Origin of the sequence: Micromonospora sp. LOL_025, assembly GCF_048060285.1 — a bacterium.
GTDB lineage: Bacteria > Actinomycetota > Actinomycetes > Mycobacteriales > Micromonosporaceae > Micromonospora.
The window spans coordinates 1-407 of sequence record NZ_JBHMIR010000138.1; the positions used below are offsets into that span (position 1 = coordinate 1).

Genomic DNA, 407 nt, shown 5'->3' on the forward strand with positions numbered 1-407 from the left:
ACGCCGTGGATGGTGCGGTTCATCTCCTCGGGCAGCCAGCCCTGGTGCCGGCCGGCCTCGGTGGCGTGGATGGTGGTCACCAGGGGGATGTCGAGGTGCTCGCGCAGGGTCATGGCGGTGTGGGCGACGAGCCAGTCGTGGGCGTGAATGACGTCGTAGGTGCCGGCCTCGGTGGCGCGCAGCGCGGCGCGGGTGAGGGTGTGGTTGAAGGCCATGGTCCAGGCCAGCAGGGAGGAGGTGGCCAGCGGGAAGGTGACGGGGTCCTCGGCGGCGCGGACGATGCGGACGCCGTCGGCGTACTCCTCCAGGGGCGCGCCGTCGGTGTGGCGGGTGACGACGGTGACCTCGTGCCCGGCGGCGGCGAGGGCGACCGAGAGGGCGTGCACGTGCCGGCCGAGGCCGCCGAC

Annotated in this window: 1 protein-coding gene; it reads right to left on the reverse strand. The window is 74.0% G+C overall.

What is annotated here, in order from left to right; genetic code table 11:
* Positions 1 to 407 (reverse strand): glycosyltransferase (locus ACFHW0_RS31840; protein ID WP_416613328.1); only part of this gene is annotated, 407 nt, incomplete at both ends.